Raw genomic sequence first — 20,648 nt, forward strand, 5'->3', positions numbered from 1 at the left:
GATGCGGATGTATGAACAGGAGAAACAATTAGTCGCTGAGGCAGCACTAACTTACGTGAATGATGGGATGATAGTGGGTCTTGGGACGGGTTCGACGACGGAACGGTTCATCGAGGCGCTCGGTCCACTTGTGCAGGCGGGACTACAGATTCAAGGTGTGGCGACGTCACTTGCGACAGTCCGACTCGCGGAACAGTTACACATTCCGTTGATCGACTTGGAAGAGGGAATGGAAATCGATGTGACGATCGATGGGATCGACCAGATAGACGGACGATTTCAAACGATCAAAGGTGGTGGCGGCGCACTATTTCGCGAGAAAATCGTCGCGCTGATGAGTCGGGAATTGCTCTATCTGACCGATTCTTCGAAGTTCGTCCATCATTTAAGCGGACCGTTACCGGTCGAACTGGATCCGTTTGCGTTACCGTATGTGCGGCAACGGTTGCGTGATAAGCATGTCTCAGCAACGCTACGCGTGAAAGACGATCGTCCCTTCGTTACAGATGGAGGTCACGTGATTCTTGACGTTGACTTATCAGCCATCTCGGACGTCCGAGTATTCGCAAAAGAAGTGAAGAGTTGGTCGGGTGTACTCGAGACCGGTTACTTCGAGCGACAGCCCGATCATGTCCTGACGGTCGATGAGGGAAAGGTCAAACGTATCGCACATCCACGACTGCGTGACGGTGGTGGATTGGTTTAAGAAAGAAAGAAGGAAACCGTATGGGCTTGAAAAAACGGTATTTATTCGGAGCAGGTGTCATTGCCGGTGCGAGTCTACTGTTGTTCAGGAAGCGGGAACAGGGCACACAGACCGATGCGCTACGTGATTATTTAGCGCATCTCGATCAGGATCCAAGTCCAGATGCTGCGAAAGACCCGGATGAGGTCGGATTGACGAAACTGGATTCGATCTATCGAGCTGAGTGGCAAGCGAATGGTTTTCCACGTTCGCGGACGGAGCTAGAGGAGCTTGAAAAATAGTGGCAGTCAACTATAAGTAATTAAAACGGTTAAAGTCCGGATTTGAACGGACTTTAGCCGTTTAGTTGTGAGCGTAGTAAAAATTGAACGCAATCCATAGAAAATTAGAAATGTTCAGCAGGAGGCACATGTATGTATTGGTGGTTAAGAAGAATGAGGCGTTTGTGGTTGAAGTTTGGTTGGATTGTGATTATCGCTTGTTTCGCTGTTATCGTTGGTTCATTCGTTTTAATCATGAATGGCAATCCGATCAAAGAAAAAGAAATCGGAAAACGATTGGAAGTAGATTTAGAGCGAGAGTATAAAACGAAATTTGACCTAGAGTACACTCGTTACGATGCGACTATAAGCGAATATGGGGCAATTTTTCATACGAATGAACCGGATAAGAAGGATGATGTCTCTTTCTATGCAACGTATCATAATGATTATGAATTGTACGATACATATTGGGAAGAAATTTGGTCACGTGATATTCGTAAAGTAGTCACGAACGAAGCAAAAGAGGTGTACGGAAACAATTTTATTAGTGTCGAGGTGAACTCTCCACCGGAATTATTCATAGATGACGTAAAACTAAATAATGTATTGCAATATACCGAATTGAATAAAGAATCGATGCGGCATGTGCAGATCATGGTGAACGTACATAAGGAAGCGCGACACACGGTGAAAAAAGACTTGGCAAAATTAGTGACGAAAATGAAAGACGGATCGATGAAGGCTGGAAAGGTGATCGTGATGGGAGCAGATGATGAGAAGGCTACAGCATTTCGTTCATGGGTATGGATCGATGTAACGAATCTTCCGAAGGACTTTAAGATGTCTGAGTTCAATAAGTTATTGGAATGGGATAAGACTTTTACAACTATTAAATAAGAATATAGAAATAGGATTGGATATAAAAAAGCTCCTATGAAAGAAAATAATTTTCTTCTTTCGTAGGAGCTTTTTAAATGAAGTACGGGCTGTTCTTAATATGTAAGCGATCCTGCAATGATCAAACCGATCGAAATCGATAAGAAGAGAAGCAACAAGCCGACTGCTTCGTTGTTCGCATCAATCTCTTTCGTCATGCTCAAACGTGGAATCAATAAATCCGCGAGATAGAACAAAACGATTTGTAAGACGATCGCGAGTGCGCCCCATAACACCATATCGAGAATGCTGACAGAGTTCGAGATACTCGAATAGAGGACGATGGCAAGACCAAGAATACGTCCACCGAAGGCGTAGACGGCCGCTTTCTTCCCGTTACGGATGAGTTCGAGCTCCTTTGATTTCGTCGTCACCTCGAACAGGACGACACCGATGGCAAGGAGTACGGTCGCGACACCGATATACGAGAGCGTTGAAAGGAATAGATCACTGAATGTCATGCTGGTACCTCCATCATGATTTTTTATTTTTTTTTGCGTTGTTCGTATGCAACATACAATTCAAGCAGTGCTCCGACGAGAATACCTGCTGATACATACAAATAGAAGTTGTCACCAATGAATCCGAACAAGAGACCTAAAATGAGGCCGATCAGGATATAGGGACCTTTTGCTAACTTCATGCCAATCACCTACCTCTTCTTTAAAGGTAGCGGATTTCAGAGGTGGCGTCCATCGTTATTCTTGAAAGCTGACGGCAGATTCTGCATTAGGAGAAAACAGGACGACTTGATTCCGTCCTTGTTGCTTTGCCTGATAGAGAGCAGCATCCGCATCCGGAAGGAGCTGGTCGATTTGAGATGTCGTTTCATCAAAAGCCGCTAAACCAAACGATGCCGTAAGTGGCAAATCGATCGAAGCCAATCGAAACGGGCTGGAAGCGATCCGTTCACGCAATTGTTCTGCTAAAGGAATCACTTCAGCGAGTGGCACGCCCTCAAACAGGACTGAAAACTCCTCGCCGCCGTTACGGGATAAATACCCGCTTTCTGCCACTCCGTCGCGCAGTCGATTGGCAAACTGTCGTAGCACTTCGTCGCCCGCTTCATGACCATACGTATCGTTGACGTGTTTAAAATGATCGATATCGATCGTCAATAATACGATGGACTGTTTGTTCAGGATCAATCGCTGTTTGACATCCGTGAAGTATTCATTGAAGGCGCGTGAATTGTTCAATCCTGTCAAAAAGTCGAGTTGTGCTTTTTGCCGAAGCATCCGTAATGATTGTTTGGTCAACCGAATATCGCGGATGATCAGCAGGGCGAGCCAACTACTGACGAACGATGCAGGAATGACGACTGCCATCACTTCAAGTAGAAGAATCTGTTTCGGTAAGACAATCCATAAGACAAGAGCGTGTAAAGCCGTCGCGTAGAGCGTCACGAGTGTGAATGTTCGTTTTGCATAGGGTGGCATTTCGCGAACAATTAAGCTCGTTCCTAAAGCAATGGCGACAATGAAGCCGAATGCGGTGAAGGCTGCTAGATTCGTTCCTAAACTGAAACGATAGATGATGATCGCGATCGTCACGATCGTTGTCGGGATGGCACCACCAAAGTAGGCAGCGACGACGACCGGAATATGACACAAATCAACCATGACGCCAGGTGCTGCTTCAATCGTCATCTGCATGAGTAGTAACGAGATGACACTTAGAGCAAGACCGTACAATACGCGCGTCAGCCGCGGGGAGTCACGGGTGATCGGAAGCGGTGATAATTTTCCGAGCAGATAGAAACCAGCCATTAATAGCGTCACGTTATGCAAGACGTCAAAAAGGATGCTTTTCATGAAATGTCCATCCTTTCAAATAAAAAGTACGTTACTTAAAAGACATACGCCATAAAAGGACTAACTCCTGTTCCTTGAAAAAATAATCTATCTGATGTAATTGTGTCTATAATGTGAACTTATGATTTCTATAAGCTGTACTTATGGTTTTACGAAATGTAATTGACCTCCTCGACACTGCGTTGTTAAATGATGAAGAAGTGATATGAAAGCGCTTACTAAATTTGAAGGAGATCTACTTATGGAACTCGTCATCATTCTTCTTGCCTTATCCTTATTGATGTTCGTTGCCTATCGTGGTTTTTCGGTCATCCTATTTGCACCAATCTGTGCCTTGTTCGCTGTCTTACTGACGAACCCGGACTGGGTGTTACCTTTCTTCTCGAATATCTTCATGGAAAAGATGGTCGGCTTCATCAAAGCATACTTCCCGGTCTTCCTCCTCGGAGCGATTTTCGGAAAAGTCGTTGAGATGTCCGGTATCGCAGAGTCAATCGCGAAGACGATCATCCGTATGATTGGTGCGAAGCGTGCCATTCTTGCCATCGTCTTACTCGGCGCCATTCTTACATATAGCGGCGTCAGCCTGTTCGTTGTCGTGTTCGCTGTTTATCCGTTTGCTGCGAACTTGTTCCGCGAAGCGAATATCCCGAAACGCCTCATCCCGGGAACCATCGCCCTTGGTGCATTCACGTTCACGATGGATGCTTTACCAGGAACACCGCAGATTCAAAACGTCATCCCAACGACGTTCTTCAAAACGGATATCTACGCTGCCCCGATCATGGGAACAGTTGGTGGCTTGTTCATCTTAGTCGTCGGGATGTGGTACCTCGAGTCACGCAAGAAAAAAGCGCATCAAGCGGGTGAAGGTTATGCTGGATTCGAAGCGACGGCGGCAAGTGCCGCACCGCAGATGGAGTTGAAGAACGAACCGGAAATGGCACTCGAAACAGATCGTCAACCAGTCTATCGGCAAGTCCTGGCTTTCGTGCCACTCGTCCTCGTTGCTGTCATGAATAAAGTCTTCACCCTGTCGATTCCGAAATGGTATCCGGAAGGATTTGATTTTTCAGCAATCGGTCTAGAAGCATTCGGAAAGATCGAGACACCCGCCGTTCTTGCAATCTGGTCCGTGCAAATGGCGTTGTTGATCGGAATTCTTGCAGCGATGCTGTATGACTTCCCGAAGATCAAGACGAATTTCCAAGCTGGTCTCAATGTCAGTATCGGTGGCGCGCTCTTAGCGGTCATGAATACAGGTGCTGAGTATGGTTTCGGAGGCGTCATCGCAGCATTACCAGGATTCAAGTCCGTCTCAAGCGGGATTTCAGAGACGTTCACGAACCCACTCGTCAACGGAGCTGTCACGACGACGACGCTTGCCGGTGTCACTGGTTCCGCATCGGGCGGGATGGGGATCGCGTTAAGTGCGATGTCGGATAAATATACGCAAGCGATCACATCAGGCGGCGTGCCACCGGAAGTCATGCACCGCGTCATCTCGATGGCGTCCGGCGGAATGGATACATTACCGCATAACGGTGCCGTCATCACGTTACTTGCCGTCACGGGACTGACACATCGTCAGTCGTATAAGGACATCTTCATGATTACGATCCTCAAGACAGTGACGGTCTTCTTGATGATCGGATTGTATAGCTTGACTGGATTGTATTAAGGATTTTAAAAGGGGGCATCATCAGATGAAACAGGGGAAAGTATACGCATCATTCGCGGAAGCAATAGCAGACATCTTTGACGGGGCGACGCTAGTCGTAGGGGGCTTCGGACTCTGCGGAATCCCGGAAAAATCCATTATGGCGTTACAAGAGAAGGGCGTCAAGGATTTGACGGTCGTCAGTAACAACTGTGGCGTCGATGATTTTGGACTCGGTTTGCTCTTGCAAACGCGACAAATTAAGAAGATGATTTCGTCGTATGTCGGGGAAAACAAAACGTTCGAACAACAGTACCTCAGTGGCGAGATTGAAGTCGATCTCGTACCCCAAGGTACGCTAGCGGAACGAATCCGTGCTGGTGGTGCTGGTATTCCTGGTTTCTATACACCGACTGGCGTCGGGACACCGATTGCTGAAGGAAAGGAACAAAAGGAGTTTGACGGAAAAACGTATCTGCTCGAAGAAGGAATCGTCGGCGATTTTGCGATCGTCAAGGCATGGAAAGCGGATCGTCTCGGAAATCTCGTCTTCCGGAAGACGTCACGCAACTTTAACCCGATTGTCGCAACAGCCGGAAAAGTAACGATCGTCGAAGTCGAAGAACTCGTTGAAGTCGGCGAACTCGATCCGAACGAGATCCATACACCAGCCGTCTATGTCCAGCGCATCGTCGTCGGAACGGATTATGAAAAACGCATCGAACGCCGGACTGTCCGGGAAGCTTGAGGAGGAAATCGATATGAAAACGACACGAGAGATCATCATTGAACGCGCACTTCAGGAAATTGAAGACGGGATGTACGTCAATCTCGGGATCGGGATTCCGACATTGATCGCCAATGCGATTCCGGACGACATGCATGTCATGCTGCAATCCGAAAACGGATTTCTTGGTATCGGACCGTATCCACTCGATCATGAGGTCGATGCCGACGAGATCAATGCCGGCAAAGAGACAGTCACGGCACAATCCGGAGCTTCTTACTTCGACAGTGCCGAATCATTCGCGATGATTCGCGGTGGGCATATCGATCTCGCGATCCTCGGCGGGATGGAAGTCGATCAGAACGGTGACCTTGCGAACTGGATGATTCCGGGCAAGATGGTCAAAGGCATGGGCGGAGCGATGGATCTCGTCAACGGAGCGAAACGCGTCGTCATCATCATGGAACATGTCAACAAACACGGCGAATCGAAAGTCAAACAGGCGTGTACTTTGCCGTTGACAGGACGCGCTGTCGTCAACCGTCTGATCACGGACCGGGCAGTCTTTGATTTCACACCGGACGGGATGGTCTTGATCGAGACGCTGAATGGTCATACGGTCGAAGACGTCAAACAAGTCACGGAAGCACGATTTACGGTCAGTCCGGAACTCGAGCGCGTGACGGTAGGGGAGTGAAGCAGATGGTCCAAGGAGATATCGTACTCGTCACAGGTGCAGGGAGCGGAATTGGTCTAGAAATCTCAAAGGCGTTTGCTGCGGCAGGAGCGAAGGTCGTCGTCACGGACGTCCGCGCAGAAGCAGCAGAAGAGGCTGCGGCAACGATTCGCGGAGCCGGTCATGAAGCAGTCGGGATGACGCTCAACGTCACCGATGAAGCACAGGTCGAAGCGGTCTTGAAGCAAACGGTCGAACAGTTCGGACGACTCGACGTCTTGATCAACAACGCTGGTCTTCAGCACGTCTCACCAATTGAAGAGTTTCCGACGGAGAAATTCGAGTTGATGATCAAGATCATGTTGACGGCACCGTTCATCGCCATCAAACATGCCTTTCCGATCATGAAGGAACAAGGTTACGGACGGATTCTCAACATGGCATCGATCAATGGTTTGATTGGCTTTGCTGGGAAGGCGGCGTATAACTCGGCGAAACATGGATTGCTCGGTCTAACGAAGGTCGCAGCCCTTGAAGGAGCGGAACACGGAATCACCGTCAACGCGATTTGCCCGGGGTATGTCGATACACCGCTCGTCCGAAATCAGATGGAAGACTTGGCAAAGACGCGTCACGTTGAACTCGAAAAAGTACTGGAAGAAGTCATCTATCCGCTCGTTCCGCAAAAACGGTTGCTCGCCGTCGAAGAAATCGCGGATTATGCGTTGTTCCTCGCGAGCCGCAAAGCAAAAGGGATCACCGGACAAGCAAACGTACTCGATGGAGGATATACAATTCAATAAGGAGATGGAGCAGATGAGTGAAGCAGTCGTCATCGTCAGTGCGACGCGCACGGCGATCGGGAATTTCAATGGAAGTTTGAAGGACATCAAAGCAACGGAACTCGGAGCGACAGTCATCCGCGCGGCACTTGAAAAAGCAGGTGTCGCAGGAAATCACGTCGATGAAGTCTTTTTTGGTAACGTCCTCTCAGCAGGACTTGGTCAAAATCCAGCACGACAGGCGGCACTCGCTGCCGGCTTACCGGAGACATGTCCAGCGATGACCGTTAACAAGGTCTGCGGATCCGGTCTCTCAGCCGTCCATCTCGCGTATCAGGCGATCAAGTCAGGCGAAGCCGATGTCATCGTTGCCGGTGGGATGGAGAACATGAGTCAGGCGCCGTATGTCCTCGCGGGCGCACGGTCTGGACTGAAGATGGGTGACCAACCGCTCGTCGATACGATCATTCAGGATGGGCTCGAGTGTGCGTTTAATGACTATCACATGGGAATCACGGCAGAAAATTTAGCCGACGCCTATGAACTCTCCCGCGAAGCGCAGGATCAGTTCGCGGCGACAAGTCAGCAAAAAGCGCAGACGGCATTAGCGGAAGAACGGTTCGTCTCGGAGATTACGCCAGTGTTGATTCCACAACGAAAAGGCGATCCAATTCGTTTTGAACAAGATGAGTTTCCTCGAGCGGGCACGTCTATCGAAACACTCAGTCGTTTGCGCCCGGCGTTCAAGAAGGACGGAACGGTCACGGCAGGCAATGCATCTGGCATCAATGACGGAGCTGCTGCGCTCGTCATCATGTCCGCGACAAAGGCAAAAGAACTCGGTGTGACTCCACTCGTTGAGATCGTTGCGAACGGAACGTCCGGCGTCGACCCGAGCATCATGGGGATTGGTCCCGTTCAAGCGGTCCAGAAGGCCCTCGATAAAGCGGGACTGACGCTTGAGGAGATCGATGTCATCGAAGCGAACGAAGCGTTCGCGGCACAATCTCTCGCGGTCGATGCGGAGCTACAGTTCCCGCATGAGAAGCTCAACCGAAACGGAGGTGCAATCGCGCTCGGTCATCCGATCGGTGCGAGCGGGGCGCGGATTCTCGTTACGCTGATCCATGAACTCGAGCGGACGGGTGAGACGCATGGTCTTGCGACGTTATGCGTCGGGGGCGGTCAAGGGGTAGCGACGATCGTCAAAAAATACGAAGGTTAACTAATAAAGCACGAGACGAAGGAGATGCAAGCTCCCGTTGTCTCGTGCTTTCATGTTTTTAGCGAATCGTTAACATGTCTTTGTAACTGCTTTTTTCAAGAATTTGCACAGAGGACATCCGTGACCATTCTTTCAAGGAAATCTCGGGATGTTGTTTCACGAAGTCGGAGACAATCATGTAGCCGAGTCTGTATTTCGTGAACGATGGAATTTGTTTTTCGTAATTTCCAAAGAATAGATCATCCGTCGTCAATTGTTCCGCATTCAGCTCTGAAATCACATGCTCTAAGGTGTGGTCAAGTAAAGGGGCAATCGCTTCCGATGATTCCACTGGATATAGCTTGTGGGCAAAGAATTCCGCTTTTCCTTCGAGGACGATGTAATCAAGCATTGTTGCACGATTCGGTTCATCGAGGGCAACGGTATGATGGTACTCATGCGCCGTCGTATTGCGTAATGATTTTTCCGAAAAATCCTTCAAGAAGAATAGACTCATTGAATTGTTTCCTTGAGCGACACCGCTGACACCACCATAACGTTTGGCATCATCATGCTCGAGTGGTGTCGTCGGGGAGACGAAGACGACGAGCTTCTCATCTCGTGGAAGTTGTTTCATCGAAGTCAGGAGACTGGACTTGATTTGCTTCATGATGCGCTGATGGTGTTTTTTCAAATATGTATTCATCTGTTTTAAGTCCTTGATGTTTTCCGATGGCTGTTCATAGAGGCTAGGAACGGGCATGGCTTGGAGCTGTTCTTTTTTGATGACGCTATTTTTAGCACCCAATACATATTTTTTAAATAGTGCCTCATTGTCCTCTGGACGTTTCGAAACCGCTTGAATTTGACACTCCCACGATTTAAACCGTGGGATTCTGAAGTGCTTGTGCGAGCGCAGTCCATTTCTGTTTTGCTCAAGCCTTCAGATGAGGGTGTGCCACCACCCCTCCTGAGACAGACCGTATAGGTTCTCAGGCTGATTGACTGTTACCGTCAACCACAGGTCGTTGCAGGTGTGTCCACCTAATGTGTTAGCGTCTTTTGCATGACGACAGGCATCGTTTTACCGGTCACATGTTTTCGTGACCGAACCGTATACGATTTTCAAGGTGCGATGGACACAGGCGTTTTAGAGACTTGTACTTGTCTATGCGGTAGATATACCCGAACGTCGGATGTGAAAATATCCGAACTCACTTTCATCCCATGCCTAAAGGCGGGCTATGCCCGATATGGGCTTTCCCGTTCGTAAATTCTGTAATCGTCATACGCCTTATACAAAGGAACGATTTGAATCTCTTGTTTCTCATGCGTAAACGAGATGTCATACGTCTTCGGTTTTTCGGCAGCGGGGGAACAACTGGCAAGTAAAAGGGTGGCGCTAAGAAAATAGATTGATTTCATGAAAATACCTCCTGTTTAATTATCCATATATTTACTTTCTCTAAAGGATACAATTCTCCTACTCCGTCAGATGAACTTATGAATCCGGTTTCATGCTTCGACGCGCAGACGTAACAAATTCTATAGATTGTAGCTCCACCAAACTTTCTGCATAATTTTCAGAATATTCTCCAGATAAACTCCTAGCACGAGCTCTTAAACGTATGGTATCCTTTCGAACGAAGTACTTCATCTGCTTAGGGAGCGAGATGAAGTCGATCATCATCAGTGGGGGTTTATTATGTCTAAAACTGTTCCAACATCATTTATCATTGTCATCGGCATGATGCTCTTCGCCTTATTCTTCGGGGCAGGAAATCTCATCTTTCCGCCGATGCTCGGACAGCTCGCAGGGGAGCATGTCTGGGTCGCCAATGCCGGCTTCCTCGTCACCGGTGTCGGTCTACCATTGCTTGCGATTCTCGCATTCGCGTTTTCAGGGGAACGCGATCTACAAGCGATGGCGTCACGCGTTCATCCTATGTTCGGAATCGGCTTCTCGGTCATCTTGTATCTTGCGATCGGACCATTCTTCGCGATTCCTCGTGCCGGAACGGTTTCGTATGAGATCGGAATCAAGCCATTCTTCAGCGAATCGACGAGCCACTGGCCGTTGCTCATCTTCACAGTCTTGTTTTACACGGTTGCGTGTCTCTTATCATTGAATCCGACGAAAATTGTCGATGTCGTCGGGAAAGTCCTGACACCGATTAAGATCACGTTCATCGGTCTGTTGATCGTCGTCGCTGTTCTGCATCCGATTGGAAGTTTTCAGAATCCTTTGAAGACATATCAATCGAATGCCTTCTTTAACGGTTTCCAAGAAGGATATATGACGCTCGATGCGCTCGGTGCCTTCGTCTTCGGGATCATCATCATCGCAGCGATCAAGGAAAAAGGTGTCACATCGAAGCGGCAGTTGCTGTTGATTTGTACGAAAGCATCATTGATTGCAGCAGCCTTGCTAGCAATCACGTACACGGCGCTTGCCTTCATGGGCGCTTCGAGTGTCTCGGAAATCGGACAACTGGCGAATGGCGCAGAAATCTTGTCGGCTGTGTCGGATCATTACTTCGGTGAATACGGTGCGCTCTTACTCGGTCTGATGATCACAGTCGCTTGTATGACGACAAGTGTCGGCTTGATCACGGCCTGTGCATCGTTCTTCTCGGCACTCGTGCCAAAAATCTCGTACGTCAAATGGACGATTGGTTTATCGGTCTTCAGCGCACTCGTCGCGAACATCGGTCTGAACCAATTGCTCGCCGTCTCAAAACCAGTCTTGATGACGCTTTATCCACTGGCGATCTGTCTCATCTTCTTGACGTTCTTGCATCCACTCTTTAAAGGCAAACCAGCCGTTTATCAAGGGGCGCTGTGGATGACATTCCTCATCAGCTTGTTTGATGGATTAAAGACAGCAGGGATCAACGTCTCAGCTGTCACGGACGTGTTCGACGTAGTATTACCGTTTGCTTCCGTCAGTCTCGGGTGGGTCGTTCCAGCGATCATTGGTGGAGTGATCGGAGCAGTCGTTGGTAAGAAAACAGCGGAGACACACTCGTCGTCGCGTGTGGCTTAAGTTGTCATGTATAAAAGGAAGCGGATTTTTGATCGCATGATCAAAGTCCGCTTTTTTTGTTCACGCGATTGTGGGTTTAAGCAGAAGCGGAAACGGCAATTCATCTACTGTATGTCATTGACTATCGTGTCCCTTACAGAAAGGATGTTGAAACATGTCAGAACGTGTCTTCATTAGTCCCTCAAAGTATGTCCAAGGAAAGGATGTCATTGACCGGCTCGGTACATATGTGAGCCCGTTCGGTGAAAAAGCGCTTGTCATCGCGGATGATGTCGTCTGGAAAATCGTCAAGGAACGAGTCGAGCAATCGTTGTCCGGCGAAAATGTCGGCATCGAGAAAGCGGACTTCAGTGGTGAAGCCTCACGGCATGAAGTAAAACGAATCGCTGAGCAAGCAAAAGCGGCAGATGTTCGGTTCGTCATGGGTGTTGGGGGCGGAAAGACACTCGATACGGCAAAAGCCGTCTCGGATGAGTTGAATGTATCCGTCGTCATCGTCCCGACACTTGCTTCGACCGACGCACCGACGAGTGCCTTGTCCGTCATCTATTCCGACGAAGGGATTTTCGAAAGTTATCGCTTCTACAAGAAGAATCCCGATCTCGTTCTTGTCGATACGAAGCTGATTGCGCAAGCGCCGGCACGCTTCTTTGCGTCTGGAATTGCCGATGCGCTCGCGACGTGGGTCGAGGTCCGGAGTGTCGTCGCTTTTGGTGGACAGACGATGGCAGGAGGGCGACCGACAATTGCGGCACAAGCGATTGCCAAACGGTGTGAGGAAGTTTTGTTCGAGCATGGACGACTGGCGTATGAATCCGTCCAGGCGCAAGTCGTCACACCAGCACTCGAAGCCGTCGTTGAGGCGAATACGCTCTTAAGTGGACTCGGTTTCGAGAGTGGCGGGTTAGCTGCAGCCCATGCGATCCATAACGGTTTTACGGCGCTTGACGGTGAGATTCACCACTTGACGCACGGGGAGAAGGTCGCCTTTGGTACACTCGTCCAGTTGGCGCTCGAAGAACATCCACAAGAAGAGATTGAACGTTATATCGCGCTCTACACGGATCTTGGTCTACCGGTGACGCTCGAGGACGTCAAGCTAAAGGATGCGTCGCGTGAAGATATCGTCAAGGTCGGCGAGGCAGCGACCGCTGAAGGTGAGACGATCCACAGCGGTTTCAACGTCACGGCGGACGAAGTCGCGGATGCGATCATCGCAGCCGATCGCTATTCAAAAGCGTATCTAGCGAAACATGCTTCTTCCTGATTGATGCGTTCAAATCCGCTTCCTCTACCGAGAGGAAGCGGATTTTTTATGAGTCTATATCGATTTGCCCTTGAATTCTTCTTAAAAACACGCTATCTTTATAAAACGTAATGATTACGATTTAATTCAGGTAAAGGAGTTTTTGTGATGACGGATCGATATGAATGGGTGATTGTTGGCGGAGGAATTCATGGGATGACGGTATTTAATGCCTTACGTGAAAAAGGAATAGACCGAAAGATGATTCGAATCATCGACCGTCATGAGCAGCCACTTATGAACTGGCGTAAACAGACCGAACGGATTGGCATGCCTTACCTACGTTCGACACGTGTTCACCACACTTCGACGAATCCGACGAGTCTCAGACATCATGCTGAAGAACAAGATTACACACATCAAGCCTTCAAGGATACATACGGGCGACCATCCTTGGAACTATTTAACGACCATGCCCTTCAATTGGCGCAACGAAATGAAGTGGAGGCGAGCTGGGTACAAGGAGAAGTCACACGACTAAGACGAGAAAGTGGAACGTGGATCGTCTCGTCAGATGAAAGCGAGTTACGAGCAAACCATGTCGTTCTCGCTCTCGGACAATCGGAACATCACATCATGCCAGAATGGGCGAAATCGGCGCGTCATCTGTTCTTATCAAAACAAGACACACCACCGGTCGTCATCATCGGAGGTGGGATCAGTGCGCTGCATCATACGATTCAATGTGCTGAGCGCTATCCCGGGCAGGTGACCCTCCTTTCACGATGTCCGCTCGAAAAAAGTGCGTTCGATGCGGATCGGAAGTTCATGGGACCAAAAGGATTGACACCATTCAAGTCCTTGTCGGCTAGTGAAAAACGAGCGTTGATCGTACAGGAGCGTCGCCCGGGAACGGCAACACAGGACTTGATTCAACGTGCCCGACATTTGATTCGAGAAGGAATCATCAGTCATGTGATTGGTGAAGTCGAGCAGGAAGTCGGAAGCGGAGTAAAGCTGACGGATGGCCGCATCATCACCGCTGAATCGATTATTTGCGCAACGGGTATCCGTCCGATGGTCGTCGAAGGATCATGGCTTGAAGCCGTACAGCAAGAGTTGAAGCTACCCTTATCGCCTTGCCGGACACCGTTACTGGATGAAACGACCTTTGAATGGGGAGAGAACTTATTCGCAACTGGAAGTCTCGCTGACTTGACGGTCGGACCATTCGCTCGATCGATTTACGGGGGACAAGCCGCAGCACGTGCGATTGCCTTGACAATTCAAGACAAGGAGACCATACTTGTTTCCGTCTAAAAGATAGGAAAAGCCTCGACCGTATGACGTCATTGATGAGTCATACGGTCGAGGCTTTTTTAGAGATAGTCGAGTGGATTGACGCTGCTGCCAGCTGATGTTGCGCTGTAGACGTACGATCCCTTATGAAGTTCAAAATGTAAATGTGTTCCGAAGGCGTTACCTGTCTCACCGACTGTACCAACTTTTTGACCTTGCGCGACGGTTTGACCGACCGAGACGGAGCGACTATTCATATGTGCATACAGACTGATGAACGGCGATCCGTTGACAGTGTGTGAGACCATGACGTAGTTGCCGTATGCGCCTTTATACTGCGAAGTGATAACCTTACCGCTCGCTGTCGCATAGACTGGAGTGCCTTTCGCTGTGCCATAATCGATGCCGTTATGGAACGTATAGCCGTAAGCGCCGCTTGCCTTACCGTAACCTTGCGTGATTGGACCACTCGTTGGTGTCGCGAAGCTTTTTGACGTAGAGGCTTTTGATGCGCCACTGCTGTTTGTTAGTGTCAAGACAGCATATTTCGAGACGTAGTCAGCGTGAACGAATCGTTTGTCGCCACCGTATAGGAACTTGATCCAGTCACCTGTCCGACCGAGGTAGCGGAATGTTTCGCCTTTATCGACACTTCCGACGACTGAGCTGCTCGTCGAGTTACTACTACGAACGCGAAGGTTGTCGACGTTGACTTTAATCTTATAGATCCGAGTCACGGAATATTTCTTAACATATGTAGAAGAGACGTAGACTTTTTTCGAACCATACAGGATTTTTGTCCAGTTCCCTGTCCGACCGAGATACTTATATGTATCGCCCTTGTCAAAGTTTGTGACCGTACCGTAAGATGTTGAAGGACCAGTTCGAGCACGTAAACCGTCTTCCATGACCTTTACCTTATAGAACGTCGTTGCTGCATCCGCACGTGGGATGGCAAACGAAGCAACACTCGCCACAGCGATCGCTGTCGCTGAGACACCTTTCCAAAAACCATGCATGATTCATTCCTCCTGAGTATGTAATCTGTGTGACCAAACCGTTATGTAAATTTCATAGATGAGTATAACATTTACGAAAATGTTTAATTGTTACATTCACATTTCGATATTATTTCAATAAATTATATTAAACAGACTTAATTTTATCTGTTTACCAATTGTCGATGAATTCCTTTGACAAGATTGGATGGAATTGGATAAGATGAAATGCCATATGAATAACAAAAAAGGTACCCCGAATGAGGTACCTTGAAATGCTTATAAGAAAGCGAGTGGGTTGACACTGCTTGCTGCAGAAGAACCGCTGTAGACGTAGTTTCCGCGGTGGATCTCGAAGTGTAAGTGAGACCCAAACGAGTTACCTGTACTACCGACAGCTCCGATGTTCGCGCCTTTCGGAATCGATTGACCGACGAAGACAGAACGTTTGCTAAGGTGAGCATACACTGTTGTGTACGAAATACCGTTCACTTTATGTTCGACCATGACATGGTTTCCATATGCTCCCTGATATGACGACTTGATGACTTTTCCGGCAGCGGCTGCTTTAACTGGTGTTCCAGTAGGTGCTCCGAAGTCGATACCGTTATGGAACGTGTAACCGTATTTGCCGCTAGCGTTTCCGTAACCTTGCGTGATCGGTCCGCTCGTCGGACGCATGAAACCAGTCGAAGAAGAGAAAGATGCTTTTTTCGCTGATTTACTAGAAGCGCTATACTTCTTGACGTAACCAGAATAGACGAAGCGTTTTTCGCCTTTATGCATGATCTTCGTCCAGTTTCCTGTCCGACCGAGGTATTTGAATGTTTGACCCGCATTGACGCCGTCGACGATGCGGTGTTTTAACGATGGGCCAGTCCGGACGCGAAGTCCATCTGCCTTGATTTTTACTTTATACGATGAGCCAGAAGCGGCTTCAACCTTACCTGTACCCGTAGTTGCAAAACCTGAAACAACGAGGGCGCTCATTGCTAACGTCGTGATTGTTCGTTTCATGAATGTTCCTCCTAAGTTGAATATCTAGTGTTGTCGTCGGAATGACATCTATAGAAGTGGATGCGTTTAGTGTGTGTTGAAGTGAGTGATGCGGTCATTTGACTAACGAGAGTATAGCATTCAAACATCAGACGGTTGTGTTTCAATTTGATTGCTTAAATATATTCTAATAACAATTGTTGTAATATTGAATACATATTCAATTTCAAAATCCCTTAAAATCAAGATGAATCCGTGTTACAACGAGATGAATTTGATGACAAAACGCAATCGTGGGAAATGATGAGAAAGTATGGGAGTCTAACTAATAAGAAGAGAGTAGGTAATGGAATGGATTTGACGTTTACAGTAAATCAAAAAAAGCTTAACATTCGCGCAGTGGCGCTGTTGATTCAAGATGGACATCTTTTGATTCATCGTCAAGGAGAAGATGATTTTTGGTCATTACCGGGAGGACGCGTCCAGTTCGGTGAAAGTGGTGCCAAAGCGATTGAACGTGAATTAGTAGAAGAACTCGGTCAGTTGATTAAGCCACCGGTCTTCCGTTTCCTGCATGAAAATTTCTTTGAGTACGCCGATCACCAGTTTCATGAACTAGGAATGTTTTATGAAGTGACGTGCCGAGAGCCACTGTCACTTTCGACGGAAGACTTTTACGGTCCAGAAGGCGAAGGATTGACGTATCGCTTCGTTCCGTTCGATAAACTGGATCAGTATACATTGTATCCAAGCGAACTATCAAACATGCTCCAAACGAATGTATTCCCGACACTGTTGACGAATGACATCTGACTTTTCCAGAAAAACGTTTATAGATGTATCGCAAGGGAATGGTTAATCATGTAGTTCATTCCAACAGTGATAAGGGAGCTGATCGTTCATGAGAGAAGAACAGTTCGAAGCGATGCATCAAGAAGCACGAGGGCAGACGCAGGAACAACAACCCGGTGTCGAGTACGCCATGAAACCCGAACCAATCTACGATGATCCGGATTATGTTGGTTCAGGAAAACTGACGGGGAAGGTCGCGCTGATCACGGGCGGGGATAGTGGAATCGGTCGCGCCGTCGCTGTCGCTTATGCGAAAGAAGGGGCAAACGTCGCGATTGTGTACTTAAATGAGGGGAAAGACGCGGAAAAGACGAAATCGTTGATTGAAGGCTACGGGGTCAAAGCCTTAAAAATCGCAAAAGATGTCAGTCAGCCAGAAAATGCACAAGCGATCATCGATACGGTCATTGCAGAGTTCGGTCAATTGAACATTCTCGTCAATAATGCCGGCAAGCAATTCCCGCAAGATGATTTCCTATCAATCACACCAGATCAATTGAAGGAAACGTTCGAGACGAATGTTTTTTCGATGTTCTATTTAATTCAAGCAGCGATTCCGCATCTGCATAAAGAAGATACAATCATCAATACCTCATCGGTGACAGCTTATCGTGGAGCGCCGACGTTGATCGATTACTCGGCGACAAAAGGGGCAATTACGACATTGACGCGCTCGCTCGCCTCGAGCCTGATCGAGAAGGGAATCCGCGTTAATGCGGTCGCACCCGGTCCGATTTGGACGCCACTCATTCCAGCGACGTTCTCGAAGGAGAAAGTCGAGTCGCATGGGGAAGATACGTTAATGAAACGCCGAGGACAACCGTCAGAAAATGCACCGGCTTATGTCTATCTAGCTTCTCGCGATTCAAGTTACATCACGGGTCAGACGATTCATATCAATGGCGGCGATTACATCACGTCTTAAGGGGGAGATCAAGATGAAGAAAAATCCGAATGAAGTGCCTGAACGCGAACCGGATCATCAACCGGACGAGATCCCGCAGACACCACCGAGCGAGGTGCCAGATACGCCACAGGAAGAACCGATCCGTCAGCCGGAACCGGATACGTTCCCAGAACCGACCGAGATTCCGGATACACCGCAGGAGGATCCGAATCCCTATTAATGAGTGAAGTAACCACCATCCAAAATTGGATGGTGGTTTTTTCGTGATAAAGAAGACTAACTATCTTGACAGTCAAACTGTATGGTGAGTATGATACAGAAGAGAAGTGTATTATTGTTTTAATACATTACACAGGAAAGGGAGGTCTACCGATGCAGTTCGACCAAAGAAGCCCGGTGTACCTGCAGGTCGTCCGTTGGTTCAAACAACGAATCGCGACCGAGGAATTGCAAAGCGGACAAGAGATCCCGTCCCGCCGCGAAATCGCCGCACAGCTCGGAATCAATCCGAATACCGCACAAAAAGCATACAAAGAGATGGAGGAGCAGCAATTGATTACGACAGAACGGAATGTCCCGAGTAAGATTACACGTGATCCACAAGTCGTCCAAAAAGTACGGACCGAGATGCTTGAAGAAGCAGTCTCTGAATTCATCGATGCCGTCAAGGCGATTCAAATTCCACTCGATGAAGTCGTCTCGAAGGTCGAGACCGTCTATCAGGAAACGGAACGGAGGAAGATCGATGCTTGAAGTCCATGGCTTACAAAAGAAATACGGGAAAAAACCAGTTCTTCAAGGCGTCTCGTTTTCCGTCCCGATGGATCAATTGACGTGTCTGATCGGTTTAAACGGTGAGGGGAAATCAACGATCTTGAAGGCGATCGCAGGTCTCGTTCCGGTCAACGCGGGAACGGTTCTCGTCGATGGTGAGGTCAACCGAAACAAGATCGCATTTGTTCCGGATATCCAGACGATGCCCGGTTACATGACGGTTGGTGATGCGCTGACGTACATGGCGGATTATTATTCGGACTGGAACCCGGCGACAGCGGATGAGCTGATGCGGATCTTCCAGCTACTCTCGACAGATAAGATCACGGACTTATCAAAAGGGAACCAAGCGAAGGTCAGCTTGATTCTAGGATTCGCTCTCGATCGTCCGTACTTACTACTCGACGAACCGTTTGCTGGAATCGATCTGTTTACGAAGGAACAGATTGCAGGACTTTTCTCGAGTCACTTCATGGAAGGACGAGGTATCCTGATGACGACACATGAAATTCAGGAAATCGAGCATTTGATCGATCGGGTCGTCTTCTTACAGGACGGTCGAATCATCGATGAACACGAGACGGAAGAGATGCGGGAACTGTACGGGAAATCGGTTCAGGACCGGATGCGGGAGGTCTATCTGCGATGAAACAATACATACAATTGACGAACGAAGAGATTAAGCGGAGTTTTAAGCTTTATGTAATCGTAGTGCTTGTGATGGCAGCGATTGAATTGGTATCAGTCGTTGCGCAAGTGATGCTTCATGAACAAAAGATCAAGAATTTCATGGAAAGTAATCGTGCAACATTATCAGAGGCACTTCAACAAATCGGAAGGCTAGATTATGCTGACACGACTTCTTTTTTCGTGTTTATGACTTTAATAGGAATTGTATTCGTTGTGATTTACGCATTTCAAATTTGGTATCGTGATTGGCTCGGGGAAACAAAATACATCTATCGACTATTAATGCTTCCAGGTCAACGATCTAGCATTTTCTTTTCAAAATTGACTGCCGTATTTCTGGTCATGATTAGTTTTATTGGATTGCAATGGTGCTTTCTGAAGTTTGGATCATATTTATTTGATTGGTCAATCCGATCGGAATATCAGAAAAGTTCTTACACAAATATGTTTAGTAGTTCGTTGGAAGAAGTTTATACGTCGAATTTAGTCAATATGATTCTTATCATCCTTATTTCTACAATGATTGTCTGCTTAATCTTTTTGCTCGTTTTGTTGGAACGGTCACATCGAAAAGTAAAAGGATTGATTCGAGTCGCGATTGAAACGACAATTTTTGTATCGTATTCGTTCATTTGTCTCTACTTTTTGGATCAAACACATTTATTACTAAGTTCAGAAAAAGACGCTTTATTCATCGGCTTTGTCTTTGTCTACATGATTTATGCTTGTTGGAGAAGTTTACGACTTCTGAAATGGAAAATCTCGGTCTAAGGGGGATAATATGCGTTCATATAAATATTTTATAGGTTTTATACTAATCAGTATCGTATCACTAGCTTTTTACGTAGGATACGTATTAAATTTAGAAAAACCTGAATTGGTAGTCGAAACAAAGAGCGGTAGCCCGAAGCAAAGCACTCTTCAAAATCTACAAATCAACTTAATCGATGTAGTGCGTCAACCAACAGACTTCTCAGTCTCGATTAAAGAGGGACAAGTCTCTGAATCAAAATCATCTTATATAAACACGGTCGAGATACATATTATTTAGATAAGATGATTTTGATTCAGA

General features: G+C 47.6%; 24 protein-coding genes. 17 read left to right on the plus strand and 7 right to left on the minus strand.

The window, feature by feature from the left end; genetic code table 11:
* Window positions 1–7: 7 nt before the first annotated feature.
* The 3 genes from rpiA (at window position 8) to B4C70_RS05940 (ending at window position 1,866) form a co-directional block, all read left to right on the plus strand.
* A complete protein-coding gene (gene rpiA, locus B4C70_RS05930; protein ID WP_290777530.1) occupies window positions 8–706 on the plus strand; it encodes a ribose-5-phosphate isomerase RpiA in 699 nt (232 codons plus the stop codon).
* A gap of 20 nt (window positions 707–726) precedes the next feature.
* Complete coding sequence (locus B4C70_RS05935; protein ID WP_290714896.1) at window positions 727–987, plus strand: hypothetical protein; 261 nt, start codon at window positions 727–729, stop codon at window positions 985–987.
* A gap of 132 nt (window positions 988–1,119) precedes the next feature.
* Window positions 1,120–1,866, plus strand: a complete 747-nt coding sequence (locus tag B4C70_RS05940; RefSeq protein ID WP_290777532.1) for a hypothetical protein — start codon at window positions 1,120–1,122, stop codon at window positions 1,864–1,866.
* Between the two features lie 95 nt (window positions 1,867–1,961).
* Here B4C70_RS05940 and B4C70_RS05945 read toward each other — a convergent pair whose 3' ends face one another.
* The 3 genes from B4C70_RS05945 to B4C70_RS05955 are packed head-to-tail and all read right to left on the minus strand — an operon-like array spanning window position 1,962 to window position 3,719.
* Window positions 1,962–2,366, minus strand: a complete 405-nt coding sequence (locus tag B4C70_RS05945; protein WP_023467822.1) for a DUF350 domain-containing protein — start codon at window positions 2,364–2,366, stop codon at window positions 1,962–1,964.
* A gap of 23 nt (window positions 2,367–2,389) precedes the next feature.
* A complete protein-coding gene (locus B4C70_RS05950) occupies window positions 2,390–2,548 on the minus strand; it encodes a hypothetical protein (protein ID WP_290777534.1) in 159 nt (52 codons plus the stop codon).
* A gap of 55 nt (window positions 2,549–2,603) precedes the next feature.
* A complete protein-coding gene (locus B4C70_RS05955; protein WP_290777536.1) occupies window positions 2,604–3,719 on the minus strand; it encodes a GGDEF domain-containing protein in 1,116 nt (371 codons plus the stop codon).
* Between the two features lie 241 nt (window positions 3,720–3,960).
* Here B4C70_RS05955 and B4C70_RS05960 point away from each other — a divergent pair, with 241 nt between their 5' ends.
* Genes B4C70_RS05960 through B4C70_RS05980 form a run of 5 tightly spaced genes read left to right on the plus strand, consistent with a single transcriptional unit; the run spans window position 3,961 to window position 8,789 of the window.
* Window positions 3,961–5,400, plus strand: coding sequence for a GntP family permease (locus B4C70_RS05960; RefSeq protein ID WP_214860864.1), 1,440 nt, complete (start codon window positions 3,961–3,963; stop codon window positions 5,398–5,400).
* 25 nt (window positions 5,401–5,425) lie between these two features.
* On the plus strand, window positions 5,426–6,127 hold the full coding sequence (locus tag B4C70_RS05965; protein ID WP_290777538.1) for a CoA transferase subunit A: 702 nt from the start codon (window positions 5,426–5,428) through the stop codon (window positions 6,125–6,127).
* A 13-nt stretch (window positions 6,128–6,140) separates the two neighbouring features.
* Complete coding sequence (locus B4C70_RS05970) at window positions 6,141–6,803, plus strand: 3-oxoacid CoA-transferase subunit B (RefSeq protein ID WP_290777540.1); 663 nt, start codon at window positions 6,141–6,143, stop codon at window positions 6,801–6,803.
* Window positions 6,804–6,808: 5 nt separating this feature from the next.
* Entirely contained in the window at window positions 6,809–7,585 is a 777-nt protein-coding gene (locus B4C70_RS05975; protein ID WP_214729568.1) for a 3-hydroxybutyrate dehydrogenase, read from the plus strand.
* 13 nt (window positions 7,586–7,598) lie between these two features.
* Window positions 7,599–8,789, plus strand: coding sequence for an acetyl-CoA C-acetyltransferase (locus B4C70_RS05980; protein ID WP_214729570.1), 1,191 nt, complete (start codon window positions 7,599–7,601; stop codon window positions 8,787–8,789).
* Window positions 8,790–8,847: 58 nt separating this feature from the next.
* Here the strand turns inward: B4C70_RS05980 and B4C70_RS05985 are convergent, their stop codons facing one another.
* Entirely contained in the window at window positions 8,848–9,474 is a 627-nt protein-coding gene (locus B4C70_RS05985; RefSeq protein ID WP_214729572.1) for a DUF2268 domain-containing protein, read from the minus strand.
* Window positions 9,475–10,010: 536 nt separating this feature from the next.
* Window positions 10,011–10,193 carry a hypothetical protein gene (locus B4C70_RS05990; RefSeq protein WP_214729574.1) on the minus strand — a complete coding sequence of 61 codons (183 nt, stop codon included), beginning with the start codon at window positions 10,191–10,193 and terminating at the stop codon, window positions 10,011–10,013.
* Window positions 10,194–10,473: 280 nt separating this feature from the next.
* Here B4C70_RS05990 and brnQ point away from each other — a divergent pair, with 280 nt between their 5' ends.
* The 3 genes from brnQ (at window position 10,474) to B4C70_RS06005 (ending at window position 14,380) form a co-directional block, all read left to right on the plus strand.
* Window positions 10,474–11,814 (plus strand): branched-chain amino acid transport system II carrier protein, encoded by a 1,341-nt coding sequence (gene brnQ, locus B4C70_RS05995; protein ID WP_290777547.1) that lies wholly within the window; start codon window positions 10,474–10,476, stop codon window positions 11,812–11,814.
* A 154-nt stretch (window positions 11,815–11,968) separates the two neighbouring features.
* Window positions 11,969–13,081 (plus strand): glycerol dehydrogenase, encoded by a 1,113-nt coding sequence (locus B4C70_RS06000; RefSeq protein WP_290777549.1) that lies wholly within the window; start codon window positions 11,969–11,971, stop codon window positions 13,079–13,081.
* Window positions 13,082–13,228: 147 nt separating this feature from the next.
* The gene (locus tag B4C70_RS06005) at window positions 13,229–14,380 is read left to right on the plus strand and encodes an FAD/NAD(P)-binding protein (protein ID WP_290777551.1); all 1,152 of its coding nucleotides are present in this window, start codon (window positions 13,229–13,231) and stop codon (window positions 14,378–14,380) included.
* Between the two features lie 59 nt (window positions 14,381–14,439).
* Here B4C70_RS06005 and B4C70_RS06010 read toward each other — a convergent pair whose 3' ends face one another.
* Both B4C70_RS06010 and B4C70_RS06015 read right to left on the minus strand, forming a co-directional pair.
* The gene (locus B4C70_RS06010; RefSeq protein WP_290777553.1) at window positions 14,440–15,378 is read right to left on the minus strand and encodes a peptidoglycan DD-metalloendopeptidase family protein; all 939 of its coding nucleotides are present in this window, start codon (window positions 15,376–15,378) and stop codon (window positions 14,440–14,442) included.
* A 258-nt stretch (window positions 15,379–15,636) separates the two neighbouring features.
* Window positions 15,637–16,374, minus strand: coding sequence for a peptidoglycan DD-metalloendopeptidase family protein (locus B4C70_RS06015; RefSeq protein ID WP_290777555.1), 738 nt, complete (start codon window positions 16,372–16,374; stop codon window positions 15,637–15,639).
* A 330-nt stretch (window positions 16,375–16,704) separates the two neighbouring features.
* Between B4C70_RS06015 and B4C70_RS06020 the strand changes: the two genes are divergently transcribed.
* The 6 genes from B4C70_RS06020 to B4C70_RS06045 all read left to right on the plus strand — a co-directional run bounded on the left by B4C70_RS06020 (window position 16,705) and on the right by B4C70_RS06045 (window position 20,347).
* Window positions 16,705–17,166 (plus strand): NUDIX hydrolase, encoded by a 462-nt coding sequence (locus B4C70_RS06020; protein WP_290777557.1) that lies wholly within the window; start codon window positions 16,705–16,707, stop codon window positions 17,164–17,166.
* 88 nt (window positions 17,167–17,254) lie between these two features.
* A complete protein-coding gene (locus B4C70_RS06025) occupies window positions 17,255–18,130 on the plus strand; it encodes an SDR family oxidoreductase (protein WP_047396092.1) in 876 nt (291 codons plus the stop codon).
* A gap of 13 nt (window positions 18,131–18,143) precedes the next feature.
* The gene (locus B4C70_RS06030; protein ID WP_290777560.1) at window positions 18,144–18,332 is read left to right on the plus strand and encodes a hypothetical protein; all 189 of its coding nucleotides are present in this window, start codon (window positions 18,144–18,146) and stop codon (window positions 18,330–18,332) included.
* A 152-nt stretch (window positions 18,333–18,484) separates the two neighbouring features.
* A complete protein-coding gene (locus B4C70_RS06035) occupies window positions 18,485–18,865 on the plus strand; it encodes a GntR family transcriptional regulator (protein ID WP_056060644.1) in 381 nt (126 codons plus the stop codon).
* Window positions 18,858–19,535, plus strand: coding sequence for an ABC transporter ATP-binding protein (locus B4C70_RS06040; RefSeq protein WP_058705106.1), 678 nt, complete (start codon window positions 18,858–18,860; stop codon window positions 19,533–19,535). Before B4C70_RS06035 ends, B4C70_RS06040 begins: the two co-directional genes overlap by 8 nt.
* Entirely contained in the window at window positions 19,532–20,347 is an 816-nt protein-coding gene (locus B4C70_RS06045; RefSeq protein WP_290777563.1) for a hypothetical protein, read from the plus strand. Before B4C70_RS06040 ends, B4C70_RS06045 begins: the two co-directional genes overlap by 4 nt.
* Window positions 20,348–20,648 lie beyond the last annotated feature (301 nt).

It is taken from the genome of Exiguobacterium sp. UBA5002 (genome assembly GCF_002396765.1).
In the GTDB taxonomy this organism is placed as follows: domain Bacteria; phylum Bacillota; class Bacilli; order Exiguobacteriales; family Exiguobacteriaceae; genus Exiguobacterium_A.